This is a genomic window from Gimesia sp. (genome assembly GCF_040219335.1).
GTDB lineage: Bacteria > Planctomycetota > Planctomycetia > Planctomycetales > Planctomycetaceae > Gimesia.
Genome location: NZ_JAVJSQ010000012.1, coordinates 146,857 through 160,594 on the forward strand (window position 1 = coordinate 146,857; position 13,738 = coordinate 160,594).

10 protein-coding genes are annotated in these 13,738 nt (G+C 52.3%); 5 read left to right on the forward strand and 5 right to left on the reverse strand.

Annotated features, from left to right (window positions below; translation table 11 throughout):
* The first annotated feature begins 8 nt into the window (after positions 1-8).
* Both prmC and murA read left to right on the forward strand, forming a co-directional pair.
* The gene (prmC, locus tag RID21_RS11100) at positions 9-932 is read left to right on the forward strand and encodes a peptide chain release factor N(5)-glutamine methyltransferase (RefSeq protein WP_350188900.1); all 924 of its coding nucleotides are present in this window, start codon (positions 9-11) and stop codon (positions 930-932) included.
* A gap of 65 nt (positions 933-997) precedes the next feature.
* Positions 998-2,422, forward strand: coding sequence for a UDP-N-acetylglucosamine 1-carboxyvinyltransferase (gene murA, locus RID21_RS11105; RefSeq protein ID WP_350188902.1), 1,425 nt, complete (start codon positions 998-1,000; stop codon positions 2,420-2,422).
* 41 nt (positions 2,423-2,463) lie between these two features.
* Here murA and RID21_RS11110 read toward each other — a convergent pair whose 3' ends face one another.
* The 5 genes from RID21_RS11110 to RID21_RS11130 form a co-directional block, all read right to left on the reverse strand.
* Entirely contained in the window at positions 2,464-3,966 is a 1,503-nt protein-coding gene (locus tag RID21_RS11110; RefSeq protein ID WP_350188904.1) for an outer membrane protein assembly factor BamB family protein, read from the reverse strand.
* Between the two features lie 25 nt (positions 3,967-3,991).
* A complete protein-coding gene (locus tag RID21_RS11115) occupies positions 3,992-5,584 on the reverse strand; it encodes a DUF6798 domain-containing protein (protein ID WP_350188906.1) in 1,593 nt (530 codons plus the stop codon).
* A 69-nt stretch (positions 5,585-5,653) separates the two neighbouring features.
* A complete protein-coding gene (locus RID21_RS30700) occupies positions 5,654-5,908 on the reverse strand; it encodes an RNA polymerase subunit sigma (protein WP_502892610.1) in 255 nt (84 codons plus the stop codon).
* Positions 5,909-6,046: 138 nt separating this feature from the next.
* Positions 6,047-7,645: a pyridoxal phosphate-dependent decarboxylase family protein gene (locus RID21_RS11125; protein ID WP_350188908.1), complete on the reverse strand. Its 1,599-nt coding sequence runs from the start codon at positions 7,643-7,645 to the stop codon at positions 6,047-6,049.
* Positions 7,646-7,793: 148 nt separating this feature from the next.
* A complete protein-coding gene (locus RID21_RS11130) occupies positions 7,794-8,927 on the reverse strand; it encodes an FtsW/RodA/SpoVE family cell cycle protein (RefSeq protein WP_350188910.1) in 1,134 nt (377 codons plus the stop codon).
* A 173-nt stretch (positions 8,928-9,100) separates the two neighbouring features.
* Here RID21_RS11130 and RID21_RS11135 point away from each other — a divergent pair, with 173 nt between their 5' ends.
* From RID21_RS11135 to RID21_RS11145, 3 genes are all read left to right on the forward strand, one after another.
* On the forward strand, positions 9,101-10,369 hold the full coding sequence (locus RID21_RS11135) for a rhomboid family intramembrane serine protease (protein ID WP_350188912.1): 1,269 nt from the start codon (positions 9,101-9,103) through the stop codon (positions 10,367-10,369).
* A gap of 292 nt (positions 10,370-10,661) precedes the next feature.
* Complete coding sequence (locus tag RID21_RS11140; protein WP_350188914.1) at positions 10,662-12,254, forward strand: hypothetical protein; 1,593 nt, start codon at positions 10,662-10,664, stop codon at positions 12,252-12,254.
* A 64-nt stretch (positions 12,255-12,318) separates the two neighbouring features.
* Entirely contained in the window at positions 12,319-13,590 is a 1,272-nt protein-coding gene (locus RID21_RS11145; RefSeq protein ID WP_350188916.1) for a hypothetical protein, read from the forward strand.
* The last annotated feature ends 148 nt before the right edge of the window (positions 13,591-13,738 follow it).

A 13,738-nucleotide genomic window follows, 5' to 3' on the forward strand; every position in this document is an offset into this window, starting at 1 on the left:
GTAGTTCGATGGATCGTGACGTGACAGATAACTCCCCATCTCAGGAAGTCGGTTCGAATGCATCTGCAGAACCGTGGACCGTGCGTCGCATCCTGGACTGGACCACAAGCCATCTGGCAAAGCATGGCAGTGATTCTCCCCGTCTGGATGCGGAGGTCCTGCTGGCGTTTGCGCGTAATTGTGAGCGGATTCGGCTTTACACCAATTACGAAGATATCGTAACCGAAGAGCAGCGGGCAACAATGCGTTCGCTGGTTCAACGTCGCTCTCATGCCGAACCGGTGGCATACCTGGTAGGCAAGCGGGAATTCTTCGGGCTCGATTTTTATGTCGATCAGAATGTGCTGATCCCGCGTCCGGACACCGAAACCCTGGTCATGGAACTGGTCGAAGAAGCGCAGCAGCTGGCTTCTCCCCGGATCCTCGATTTATGTACTGGAAGTGGGTGTGTCGCGATCGCAGCTGCAGCAAACTGTCCTGCCGCTTCCTTTCTGGCGACGGACGTCAGCGAGGCGGCTCTGGCTATCGCACAGAAGAATGCTGAGAGTAATGGTCTGCTGGAACAGATTCAGTTTCTGTTAAGCGACTGTTTTGAGCAGCTTCCCACTGAGGGGCAGTTTGATCTGATTGCCAGCAACCCCCCCTATATTCCCGATGCCGAAATCGAAACGCTGGATGCCGATGTGCGTCAACACGAACCGCGACTCGCTCTCGCGGGAGGAGCGGACGGCCTCGACTTTTATCGGAAGATTATTCAATCAGCGATTCCATATTTGAAAGAAGGCGGGCATCTGCTGCTGGAATTTTCGCCGGAGCAGGAAACCTCTTTGAGAGAAATACTTACGACATCCGGAAATTACCGGAATATCAGAGTGAAAGCAGATCTGGCAAATCGATCCCGGGTGATCGTTGCTCAAAAATGCCTATCTTAAACTAAAGTCTTTGCCTATACTGTCCTGACCCCAATTTCATCCAGTCAACTCCAGGAGATCCAGGGATGGATATGTTTATCGTTCGCGGAGGCGAACGGCTTTCCGGCAGTGTTACAGTCAGCGGTGCGAAAAACTCAGCATTGCCATTAATGGCGGCTGCACTGGCCTGCGAGGGGGAAACGACTTTAAGCTCTATTCCCAATCTGGTTGATGTGACGACACAGTCCCGGGTATTAGGCTCTCTGGGGATGGACGTGCAGCGTGATGAGTCCGGTCTGCTGCATCTGAAGACCGTCGATGAAAGTGCCTGCATTGCCGACTATGATCTGGTCCGGCGTATGCGGGCCAGTGTCTGCGTACTCGGCCCTTTACTCGCGAAACGGCGGATGGCCTGTGTCTCTCTGCCGGGAGGCTGTAACATCGGTGATCGCCCGATTGACTTGCATCTCAAAGGGCTGGCTGCTCTGGGAGCACAAATTCGTGTCGATCGCGGATACGTGATCGCCCGTGCCGACCGCTTACGCGGCGCGAATATCTTTCTGGGGGGAGCATTCGGGAGCACCGTTACCGGTACCTGTAACGTGATGATCGCCGCTACCCTGGCTGAGGGAACGACAACCATTGAGTCGGCTGCCTGTGAGCCGGAAGTTGTCGATGTGGGTAACTTCCTCAATGCTGCCGGGGCGCGTATCGAGGGGTTGGGTACTCCCTTCCTGAAGATCGAGGGAGTGGAGCGTCTGCAGGCAGTCGAGCACGAAGTCATACCGGACCGTATTGAAGCTGCCACGCTGATGATTGCAGCTGCGATGACCGGCGGTGATGTGCAGTTAAACGAAGTTCGCCCGGATCATATTACCGCAGTCATGGAAAAACTGCGTGAAATTGGAGTGACGATTCAACTGGAGTACCCCCAGCAGCCGGAACGCAGACAGTCCGTCTGGGTGAAGGTTACTCAACCCCTGAAATCGGTGGATTGTATCGCCTTGCCCTACCCGGGAATTCCCACGGACGTCCAGGCACAGCTGATGTCACTTTTGGCCTGTGTGCCGGGGATCAGTATTGTGACTGATAAAGTTTTTCCCGATCGTTTTATGCATGCTTCGGAGCTGGCCCGCATGGGAGCGAAAATCCGACGGGAGTCGGCCAGTGCGATTCTGAATGGTGTTTCCCGTCTGAGTGGTGCCTGTGTGATGGCATCCGATTTAAGAGCGAGTGCGGCCCTGGTCCTGGCAGGACTGGCGGCTGAAGGCGAGACAGTCATTCGCCGGATTTATCATCTCGATCGGGGCTATGAATGCCTCGAAGAGAAGCTGATAGCACTGGGCGCGAACGTACAACGGGTTAAAGACGAACCCGAAAACATGCCCGAGAGCCTGAAACTGACCGACGGGGAAGAACGCCCCACCTATTCCGAGCTGTTAGATGCTCTGACAGGGCCGCACTGGAACCTGAATTCCAGTGAGAAACCGACCCCATCCGCTGAAGGTTGATCTGAGCCTCTGAATCACCTGTGTTGTCCGGGAGAGCTATTTTACTTTTTCGCAAAGTCCAGACAGATCAGGTGTGATTCACTTCTCAGGTAAAGTTTCTTGTGAGCCAGCACCGGTGCTGCCCATGCAGGGTATGTGATCTGAGGGAACGAGGTCCGGCAGACTTCACTGAATTTCTCCGGGTCTACCTTTACGATGGCCAGAGTGCCGCGTTCTCCCAGCACAATAAATTTGTTATCCGCCAGGATTGCTGAGCCACGTCCGTAAAAAGGCCAGGGGGCCGGCTTACCGGTATCGATCCATTGAAATTTTCCGGTGATCTGATTCGGTTTGACCTTATCTGCGACCGGTGAGGTCCCATCGGTTTCCCACATGACTTTTCCGTCTGAGAGCTTCACACACCGCATGGTTGCCCCGCGTTCGTGACGACCACTGAAGCCGTAGAAATATCCATCATGAAAAATACTGGTCGACCAGTGCGTCATCATGTTGGTGGGATCACGCCATAGTTCTTTGTAGCTCTTCCCATTCGGGTTCACTTCGAGCAGCGCCGATCCCACCTGGTAGGCTGCTGACAAAAAGATCTTGTCATCAACGACCACGGGCCGGGCAGCATTCACAGAGTCTCGCAGCAGCGAACGGAACCAGTATTTGAAATTGACGGAGCCATCGTCAGGGTTGAGCGAGACCAGCCCCTGACGCATCAGACACAGCAGGTGTCGCTTGCCGTGAATCGTCGCTGCAATTGGTGAGGAGTAGCTGGAAAGCTTTTCATTTCCCCGCCACTTATATACGGGAAGTCGTTCCCAGCCGGTGGAAGTTCCATCCCACACATCCTTGCCGACGTTCTGCCAGAGTGTTTTTCCCGTTTCAGGATCGAAGGCGACCATTCCGGAATTCGGTTTGCCACCAACCATTACAATCAGTTTATCACCTTCCAGAATGGGGGTGGCACCAACACCGAAGAAGCCGGGAGGTACGTCGAAATCTTTCAGGCAGTCACGATGCCAGACTTCTTTGCCCTTATCGAGCGTCAGGCAATAAAGTTTGCCTTGTGCCCCAAAGGTGTAGCAGTACTTCGATGTCAACAGGGGAGAGCAGCGAGGGCCGTTATTGTAACCATATGGATCACGGAAGTCAGAGGGGTACTCGTACTTCCAGAGCGGCTCTCCTGAATCGGCATCGACGCATTCGATGACTTCCTTGCCGGGCCCATCATCGTCTGGCCGATGATGAATCACGAGTCGATTTCCCAGAACCGAAGGTGCACTGTAACCCGTTCCGATTTTTTTCTCCCAGAGCAGGGGAGGTCCTTGTCGGGGGAAGTCGTCGATCAGACCGGTTTCCGCCGAGATGCCTGTTTCCTCTGGTCCAAGAAAATAGGGCCAGTCTCCCGTTTTGACCGACGGAGGCTGGGCTTGCAGCGTCGAGTCAAATGGTTTTAGACCGGTGCTGAGAGCGGGAGACAGGACGAACAACAGGACGGTTGAGCACAGTGTCATTTTCCAGGAGCGGTGTAGGACAGCGGGATCTTGTGTGTGCATTAGTGAAACCATTAAGTGGAAGGATTCAGGGAAGTTGGTAGATCTTATAGGTTGGGTTCTGATAAACAGGTTCGATGGTTTTAAATGGGCCCAGGCGTTTCACCAGCAAATGTGTGATTCCGGTTTCCCGTTTCAGCACCTGGAGGGCTTCATCGTCAAAGCCTTCATTATAGTAATCCTGTCCCCATTTTCGAAGGTATTTCAGCCTTCGATTCCATTCCACGATGCCTGGCGCGTCCTGGGGACAGTCTTTATAGGTTACATATTCGGGGCGTTGCGCGTACCACTTAAAATCAGACTGGTGGATTGGAGTCAGAAACAGAGCTGATTCGGGGGTATTTTCTTCGATCCAGCGGCAGGCATCCAGCCAGTCTGAACGTTGTTGCGCCGTCATCTTGTGGACCGGGGGTTTGGCCCATGCGGAATAGAAAACTCCTCCAAACAGAACCAGGCTCAGCAGGCTGACTGTCACGACAGCAAGTCGGGAACTTCGCTGTTGACTTCCAGCAGCATTCTCAGTGGGAGCGAAACAACGCTGGTAGATCACATTAATAACTGTAACCGTCACCGCCAGGGGCAGCAGTGAATCAAACAGGCGAAAGGGATAGAACTTCAATAGCGACATTCGGAAAGCGTAATAAGGCATGTCAGTCGCTGGGCGTGGTCCTGCTCCCAGTAGAAGTCCAACACAGGCCAGACCGAGAGTCCCCGCGATAAAATACTGGAAGAAACGCAACTGAAAGTCTGAGCTTTCCTTTCGACGTAATATCAGCCAGACCACGAGCAGCAATCCATACAGAAGATAACTGAAGGTGTCGAAATCCATGGGATCCAGGTGGTGTTTGAGCCGGTAAAAGACCTGGATGAAGTTCGCCGAAAATTCTTCCCGGGGAGTTCCTCCCTGGAGCAGACTCAATGCAGGGATCAAGCCCGGCAGAGAACATAGAATGAGCCAGCCGATGGCCGGAATGGCCTGACTGATGGTCAGCTCCAGCGAGGTTCGATTGAGTGACTTTCGCTGTACGACCGCGTAGCATAATAACGCAAAGAGAGCACAAAGCAGCCCCCAGACTCCCACAATGGGATGCCAGCAGATCGTCAGTCCCAGATAAACTCCGGCACGATTCCAACGTTGTTCACAGGCATTGGCCAGAGCTAAAAACAGAAAGCCATAAGCGAATACCTTGGATTCGATACCGCCAATAATCCATTCCCCTGAAAAGTTGCCGAAGGCGGCGATGCCAAGATAGAGCGCAGCGGCGATCAGGGGAGACCAGGTTCCTGGAGTCAACACCCGCAGCAGCCGAAACCAGCCGATCGCCAGGAGCAGACAACCCGTCAGTCGTGCAATGACGACTGTCTGTGTCAGTGTGAGCCACTGCGTGAAAAATCCCACAACCTGATAAAAGAACCGGTGCGCGTTGGATGATTCGAGAAAGAAATCTCCTTCGCACCATTGGGGATTCCAGTAATGTTTCGCCTTGCAGAGGTAATGCGGCTCATTAGTGCCGGGGATCGGAAACCGGAGAAAGGAATCGACGGCGAAGGAACCGGCAATCAACAGGATGAGCAGGATGGCTGGAGGTGATGTTTTAGTCGCTGTGGATTCAGAGGTCACTGAACTTGAGCACCTTATTAAGCCATCGGGTTTAACCGGTACAGGGACTGCGCAAGTCGCCTGGCCGTGTTATTTCTTCTTTGCTTTTTTCTTCGCAGCTTTTTTAGCTGGAGTTTTTTTCGCGGTTACTTTTTTGGCAGGAGATTTCTTCGCTGGGGCTTTCTTACTGCTGGCAGCGGATTTGGAAGCTGTTTTTTTCTTGGCACTTCCATTTTTCTTTGCTGCTTTCTTTTTGGTTCCCTTTTTGTCGGATTCACCAAAGATTTTATCATAGTTTTCCCAGAACTTGGGAGTTGTGCCGGTACGAACAATGGGGCCGCTCATGGTCTCATCTCTCCGTTTGGAATTCGAATTCACAAACTGGTAATATCAATCGAAACGTTTAAAACAGGTTGTATTATAACCTGTGACAATGTTCTTGTCTTTTCCGAGCGACGATTCTTTCGATCTGATCCCAAATTGTCAAGTCTGTTCACAATGATCGGTCTGGACAGAAGCAGGAATGGTGTCCCTGAACTTTTCGACTTTTGTTTGAATCGAGTTCAGCAGTTGTCTGAGGTGCGATTCTTTCGTGAGAGGATTCATCACTGTAATTCGAAACGCTGCCTGACCATCCAGTACGGAATGAACAATGTAGAATTCCCCGGATTCGATGATCTGGCGTCGCACTCGGAAGTGAATCATATTCTGCTGTTCCAGAGGCAGGGCTGCCAGCCAGTCAGGCAGATACCGAAAGACAACAATATTACACTGCGGATCATGCACCGCTTCGAAATCCGGCATCTCTTTGAGCAGGTTGTGAAACGTGCGTGCGGTTTCGAAGGTGACGTCAACCAGATCGGCAAAGAGCTGCTTTCCGAACAGGGCCCAGGTTCCCCAGAGTGCGTAGCTGTTGGCCCGTTTGGTGCACTCAATCGTTCGCAAACCCAGATCATAATCGGCGATTTCAGGGGCAGATGGATCAAACAAATAAGGGGCCTGCTGTTGAAACGCGGTGAACCGATGCGCTTTGTTCTTAAAGAAGAGAAAGGCGCTTAATGCGGGGATGAACATCATTTTGTGAGCGTCAAATACGACACTGTCGGCCCGGTGCAGACCACGTGTCAGGTGTCGGTGACACTCTGAAAAACAGGTGGGGCCCCCATGGGCAGCATCGACGTGCAGCCAGACCTTATACTTTTCACACAGGTCAGCGATCTGTTCCAGCGGATCGAATGCGCCAATGGGCGTCGCACAGGCACAGGCTACCACGGCGATGATCCTCCGCTGTTCTGATCTGCATTGCAGAATCAATTCTTCCAGGTCCTGAGGCTGAATTCGGCGTTGTTCATCAAGTGGTATCTTCAAAATATGTTCAGTTCCGACACCCAGTATATTAGCTGAGCGAGTGACACTGTAATGCGCATCCGCGGAAACGAGCAGGACGGGAGCGGCATTCAGCTGTGCCTGAGGGCCCAGAGTTCCGATTTCCGGACAACTCTGATTACGGGCTGCCAGGAGGCCGGTGAGGTTGGCCAGTGAGCCACCATGAGTTACCAGACCGGTGAATTCACCAGGTGTGAAACCAATCTCAGTACCAATCATTTCAATCAGGGCCAGTTCAACGGCAGTAGCCCAGGGGCCCATTTCATAGACCGCCATGACCTGATTCGTCACAGCTGTGATTGCATCAAACAGGCCAGCCAGGGGCACGGAAGCTGGTACCTGGTGACCAATATAGCGGGGGTTTTGCAGGTTGTGCCCCCGATCCAGCAGTGTTTGAGCCAGCAGGCGAAAATTCTGAATCCGATTTGTAATATCGGAGTCGACAATATCTTCAGTCGGCGCCTGTAATAATTGCTCCAGGGCCTGTTTCAGGTTTTCTGCTGGATCCTGCCAGTTTAACACCGGCGTGTCCGGGTCGGTCAGAGAACGGGCATGTGTCGTCAGTAGTTCCGCTAACGTCTGGCTGGCAGCGGAGAGTAATTCCGGGTCAAAGGCAGCTTCAATTCGGGATCGCGCAGAATTGAGTTCTTTATCTTCGGTCATTCTGGTTGCAACTTTATCAGGCGCTGGAATCATTTCTCAACAGGCTTCTGTGTTGAGCTAATTCTCTATTGTATCCGTTCTGAAATGGCCGGAAATGTGTACGGCTGGACAAAAAGCGTAATTTTGAAATCTCATGGCAGCAGTTACTGATTTGAGAGCACTTCCGGGGGATGGGAGAGGCTTAGAACCGAAAGGGTTCAGCGTGAATTTCGTAGCCGGGTCTCATGCAGATATTGATCAGCAATCCCAGAGCCAGGCAGGTGCTGAGCATACTGGTCCCGCCGTAACTCATCAGAGGAAGAGTCATCCCGGTAATGGGCATGAGGCCGACGGTCATTCCCGTATTGATGATCGTCTGCGACGCCAGCAGGGTGACAATACCCACCGCGACCAGTCGCCCAAAAGGCTCGCGGGTGGCTGTCGCGATCTGCAATCCCCGGATAAAGAGAAAGCTGAAGACCGCCAGCGCAAACAGGCAGCCCATGATGCCAAACCGTTCGCCAACCAGGCAGAAAATGAAGTCGGTACGACCCGCGGGCAGGTGGTAGGCCGCAGGATCATCAACGGGCATTCCGGCAATCTCGCTCCCCCAGACTCCCCCCAGTGCCAGCATCTGCTTCGACTGGTAGAGGTGGTAGCCGTCTCCACGAGGCATCTCGCCCCCATCACGCTGCGTGAACAGCGCCACGATACGAGATTTCTGCTCGGGATTCATCTGGAGCCAGAGGAGTGGCAGCATGCAGATTCCCAGGAACACGATGGTGATCAGATGCCGTGGGCGGGCTCCTGCGGAAAACAGCATGGCGAACAGGATCGGGAAGAACAGCAGCGAGGTCCCCAGGTCTGGTTCACGTAGAATCAGAATAACGGGGACACATGTCAGAATGAATGGGACAATTAAACCCGGGATCCGTCGGTAATTCTTGCGGTACATCAGATAATGAGCCAGAGCCAGGATGTACGTGATCTTCGCCAGTTCCGAAGGTTGGAATTTAAAGAAACCGAGCGGAATCCAGCGTCGGGAACCGTTCACAGCGGGAATAAAAAAGACGGCAATCAGCAGGATCAGCGTCATTAGAAACAGGGGATAGCTGATGCTCCGCAGATTGCGGTAGGGAAACAGGATTGTGCCGGTCAGTGCCGCAAGTGAGATCAGGATCCAGACACACTGTTTCTGGAAATAATGTCCCTGTCCGGCCAGTTCGTCGCCGCGCGCAATTCCTGCCAGACCACAACCCATCAGAATCAGGATGCAGCAGAGCAGGGACCAGGGAATGCGATTTAAGCCGGAGTAATGCATGTTCTTCAGGTTCAAAAATCTCTTGATTAGGGTGGCATTTTGTAGCGGAAATCGAGAATTGGGGGAAGAGCGATCTTTTTTATGAAGTTCCCGGGCTGAGATTTCTTTTCAGGTGTCAAATCCGCGAAAATCAGCTATTCTTGAGCAGAAGAGGCGTCAATTTCCATCGGATTATTAATTAAGAGTCAATGTTGCATTCTCTCAGAAGTTTCTGTTCTCGCTTTCCTGTCACTGCAGCCTTTATCGCGATTGCAGTCGGGTTATTCATCGCCGTCCAGGGTTATCGTATCAACCACAATTCGGCTGGTCAGAGTGATTTTGATGACGCGCTCTGGAAACTGGGAGCCGTTCAGCCACTGGTCTTTGTACACGATCATCCGCTGATTGAAGAGAAGGATTATCCAACGGGGGGACCCTTCGATCTTTGGGCGGGAGAATGGTGGCGGATTCTGGTCAGCGGTTTTCATCATGGAGATTTGCTGCATCTGGTGATGAACTGCATTGCGATTGGTTTCCTGGGACATCTGATTGAACCGGTGATGCGTAACTGGGTTTATGCGCTGTTTCTGGTCGTTGCAACGTTCGTTTCCCTGCTGCCTGAGTACTACTGGGAGCACTATCCCGTGGGGTTGTCGGGAGCCGCGTTTGCGATGTTTGCCATGCTGATTCTGTTGCGTAAGACCGACGAGCACATTGCTGAAGTGTTTACCGATCGAGAAATTCACTGGGGCCTGGGCTGGCTCTTGCTCTGCTTTGTACTGACCTATCTGGGGATCCTGAATATCGCGAATGCTGCCCATGTGACCGGGTTCCTGTATGGACTTCTGGCGGGAGTGGTGGTGATCAATCACTCGCGTTGGAAGAACCTGTTCCGGTTTGCCTTTGTCGCGTTACATCTGGCTTTAATCCCGGCGACCTGGCTGGTCTGTCATCCTTACTGGAATGGAAAGTATTACTGGTACCTGGCGCGTCATACCGAGGACCTGGGGCAGCGGATCACCTATTTACAACAAGGGGTCGATCTGTCACCGGGCGAACCAAAAATTGGAGCAGAACTCGCTCTGAGCCTGTATCGTACCGAGTCGGTCCCCTTTGGTTCCTGGGAGACCATTCTCAAGTCTCTCAAACGGAATCGAAGCTATGAGAAAGGTGTAGAGCTGGCGAGGTTGATCTGGAAACAGTTCCATTCCGAAGACCAGAAAGCTCAGGCTCGGGCCATGGTGGACGAGATCTTTGGCGATGAGTCTGAGGCCTGGTCAGATCGTCTGCAACTGGCACAGGTGGAAATGGTACAGACCGATCTCGCTCCCGAGCCTGGTGGTAAAGATCCTGCGGAGGAACTGCTTTTCTTGAAAGAGCAGGGGCCGCAAACCAGAACTCTTAAGCCCCAGGACTTGACCGCGCCACCCGTGGATCCCGGTTCTCCCCAGAGTGCCGTAGAAGGCGTCACCCTTTGATTCAGTGCCGAAACCGTCAGAATCGATATATTGCACAGAAACGTCAGAATCGACAGCGTCACATGTTGATTTTTCGCGACGGTCTCAAATCACCAAACTGGTTTTTCCGTGGCAGGACTGTTTGAACTAGGCTATCAGTACACATAATTCCTGTCATGCTGCGCTACAGGTTCTGATAATGCGTTCCCCGCACTGGTTTGAGATGAATCAGGCAATTGACGGAACAACCTCGTCTGCTGAACCGGTGTCGCTTATGATGTAAATAGAAACCTCGTATCACGATCAATTGATTATGGCCACTGCTTTGAAAAATCAAAACGAGTCCACCAACGAGAATTCTCCTGAAGAGCATGAAGAGGATGCCGTCCTCGTCGATCGCTTTCCGGAAGCAGTCCGCGTTTCCCGGTTCACGTTCTTCTCGGTCTGTGTACTTTCGCTGGCCTTTGTCTTGTTCAGTTCGATGCCGCTCTGGCATACCGATATCTGGGGACATCTGGCCTATGGCAGATTGATCTGGGAGACGGGGAGTATTCCCGATTTCGCACCCTTTATGCCTCTGGCGTCGGGGATGTCATTCATCGATACCGCCTGGCTCAGCCAGATTACTGCTTTTAAAATGTTCGACATAGCGGGAGTCGCGGGAATTAAGTTTCTGTACGCAGCCGCCATTACAGCTTGTATGACGCTCCTGCTGTATCGTGTTCAACAGCGAACCGGGAGCTTTGTCTGGAGCATGCTCTGTGTAGCAGGATTTCTGTTTTGTGACTGGAAACAACTGGGGATCGTGCGCCCTCAACTGGCCGGATTACTCTGTTTTGTGACGCTGTTTTTCTTCATGACCTCGCGAACCTGGAAAAAGGCGAACTGGGTTCTGATTCCAATCCTGTTTGTATTCTGGGCAAATCTGCATGGCTCGTTTCCCGTCGGTCTGGGACTGATCGGCTGTTTTCTGGTCGGGCGTGCTGTCGATGTCAGTTGGAAAGCGCGGAACTGGAAGGCAATGCTGGGTGACGATGTGACTCGGCACTATCTGATTTTGCTGGAAGTGTCTGCAGTCGCAGTACTACTCAACCCTTATGGATTGCAGTTATACAGCGAAGTCTTTTCGTTCTCATCGAATCCGAATCTGGCCGACCTGATCGAATGGAATCCGCTGACATTGCAGATGTATCAGGGCAAGACTGCGGCGCTCATTGCTTTACTTCTTGTTATCGCCAGCCGCTTTACACCTCGGCGTATTTCTACAACTGAAGTGCTGCTCCTGGTGGGACTTGGTGTCTCCGCCATGTGGAGTTCCCGGATGATTATCTGGTGGGCTCCCGTAGCCGCTTATTACCTGGCGATTCACGGCGCTGCCATCTGCAGATGGAAATTAAAACGACTCGCGGATCCCTCGGGGGGCAAAGTGTTCTGTGCAGGGAAATGGACGATTGTGTCGATCGGTATGGTCTGGATCTGTTTTGCGATCACTCCCATGGGCTCTTTCATGCTGCACGGGAAACTGGTTGATTTCAAGCGGAGTGTCTCCGAGTATACCCCGATTGGGGCAGTCGAATATCTGAAAGAAAAGCAGATTCAGGGACAGATCTTTAATTCCATGGAACTGGGAGACTACCTGCTCTGGGCGGGCCCCGAGAATCTAAACATATTTGCCAATTCACACGTGCATCTGCTGCCCCGTGAAGTCTGGAATCATTATCTGCGGATCAGTAATCGCGCAGGCGATACAGAAGAATTGCTGGATCGTTACGGCGTGAACACAATCGTGCTGGACCTGCCACGCCGAGAATCACTGATGAAGAGTCTGACTAAAGAAGGCGTCTGGCGCGTGGGGTATAAAGACGGTCGGTCGGTTGTTTTATTGAGAGCAGACCCAATTAAATAGTCTTCGATTAACGCTCCGTTTCAGAATTTATTTCGTAGTTTAGTCATCTATTTTGAGATCTATCATGAAGTCACGCAAGTTGTCCTCAAAAACTTTGATTGCTGTTCAGGTTGTGGTTGTAATCGCCTTTGGTGCTGCTTACTCCCTGGGATCACGCGAGTCACGTCAGTCATTCGATAAGGTGTTTCTGCAGGAAACCTTCTATCCGGAAGTGAAAATTGAACGCGAACTGCCACTTCGGGTAAAACCCTTCTACAACGATCCGACAGTGGTGACAGACGAGGAACTGGCGGCGGTATTGAAGCAGGTACGCCCTAAATTTCCGCGCAAGCATATGAAACCCAACCATGTGGAACATGCCCTGCGCACCTGGAGTATTCAATCGACTTTTGAAGATCCAAGTATCGTCTCCGGAGTCGAAATGCGGGACTTCCTGATCGATCACGCTCGTTTCCTCGCGTCCTGGGGAGACGAAGCTGATCCCCTGCTTGTAGATCAACCTGCGGGGATTTCCATACGCTGGGGAACAGAGATCGGCGGTTCGGTACATCACGATCACTGGCTGGCATCCTTGACCGAAGCGGGCATTCATCGTGACGAGCACGTGTTTGCACCGGCACAGCGTGATATGACCGTCAACGATGTCATTCAGCAGTCATTACGTGATTTTCATCTGGATGAACCCGAAGTAGAGTGGTCAGCGATGGCCTTTGGTCTCTGGATTCCGCCAGTAAAACAGTGGAAAACAAGCGATGGACGCACGATTTCATTTGACCAGATTGTCCAGCGACTGATTCGCGGCGATAAGCGATTTGGTGTCTGCGTCGGTACACATCGCGTGTACTCTGTGATGTTACTGATTCGTCTGGATGACGAGTATGATATTCTCTCGGACTCGGTTCGCGCGGAAGGTTATGCTTACCTGGAAAAAGTCCGTGATCTGATCAGTGTCTGCCAGTTTGAGGATGGACACTGGCCCGCGAACTGGATGGAAGGCAAAACCGCTCTCACACATCCCGAAGAGATTCCTGAGTATAAAAACGTGATTGCCACCGGACATCATCTGGAGTGGCTCGCGATCGCCCCCAAAGAACTGCATCCGCCTCATGAACAGATTGTGAAAGCGGCCAAGTGGATCATTCAGAATACCACATCACATACGGAAGAGGAAATTCTGCAGAAATACACCTTCTACAGCCATGTGGGCAACGCCCTGGCTCTCTGGCGAAATACACATGCCGCCCCATTCTGGAAAGAGTGGCAGAAAACGCATCCCTATGTTCCAGAGCAGAAAGCCGACAACGCACCGCTTGTCGCTCCTAAGCCGACCTTATAGTGGAGAGCAGCCAGGGATGGTGCTCTAGTCCTTCCTTTCAAGCAGTGTGAAGTCGGTTTCACACTGCATTCGCCTGCTATTTCTGAATCTCTGCCAGACAGACGTCTTAGCCTCCTGGATTCGCCACTCGCTCTAATATAAATCGAGA

What these genes read in the sequence shown, in the direction of transcription:
- RID21_RS11135 (WP_350188912.1), top strand. Translation starts at nt 9,101, where the DNA reads ATGTTGCATTCTCTCAGAAGTTTCTGTTCTCGCTTTCCTGTCACTGCA.
- RID21_RS11125 (WP_350188908.1), bottom strand. Translation starts at nt 7,645, where the DNA reads ATGATTCCAGCGCCTGATAAAGTTGCAACCAGAATGACCGAAGATAAA.
- prmC (WP_350188900.1), top strand. Translation starts at nt 9, where the DNA reads ATGGATCGTGACGTGACAGATAACTCCCCATCTCAGGAAGTCGGTTCG.
- RID21_RS30700 (WP_502892610.1), bottom strand. Translation starts at nt 5,908, where the DNA reads ATGAGCGGCCCCATTGTTCGTACCGGCACAACTCCCAAGTTCTGGGAA.
- murA (WP_350188902.1), top strand. Translation starts at nt 998, where the DNA reads ATGGATATGTTTATCGTTCGCGGAGGCGAACGGCTTTCCGGCAGTGTT.
- RID21_RS11110 (WP_350188904.1), bottom strand. Translation starts at nt 3,966, where the DNA reads ATGCACACACAAGATCCCGCTGTCCTACACCGCTCCTGGAAAATGACA.
- RID21_RS11145 (WP_350188916.1), top strand. Translation starts at nt 12,319, where the DNA reads ATGAAGTCACGCAAGTTGTCCTCAAAAACTTTGATTGCTGTTCAGGTT.
- RID21_RS11140 (WP_350188914.1), top strand. Translation starts at nt 10,662, where the DNA reads ATGGCCACTGCTTTGAAAAATCAAAACGAGTCCACCAACGAGAATTCT.